Consider the following 359-nt stretch of genomic DNA (forward strand, 5'->3'; position numbering starts at 1 on the left):
GTCGACACTCCGGCGAACGACGTCTACAAAAACGGCAGCACCGTCAGCACCACCATCGAAAGCACCACCGGTGGCAACTTCGAACAGCTGACCCCAAGCACCACGCCAGCCGTCACCACCATCACCGACTCGATCGACAATACCGGCCTGACGCTCACCGCCAACAACAGCATCACCGAAGGCGGCCAGATCACCTACACCGCGACCCTGACTAACCCGGCCGGCACCGCCATGAGCGTGACCTTGTCGAACGGTGCGGTGATCAACATCGAGGCCGGTAAAACCAGCGGTTCCGTAGTGGTCGACACTCCGGCGAACGACGTCTACAAAAACGGCAGCACCGTCAGCACCACCATCGA

The 359-nt window shown here is 61.0% G+C and carries 1 protein-coding gene; it reads left to right on the top strand.

The annotated features are described in order from the left end of the window. Positions 1 to 359 (top strand): immunoglobulin-like domain-containing protein (locus BK659_RS27805; RefSeq protein WP_185015454.1); only part of this gene is annotated, 359 nt, incomplete at both ends.

It is taken from the genome of Pseudomonas brassicacearum (assembly GCF_003732225.1).
Taxonomy (GTDB): Bacteria; Pseudomonadota; Gammaproteobacteria; order Pseudomonadales; family Pseudomonadaceae; genus Aquipseudomonas; species Aquipseudomonas brassicacearum_E.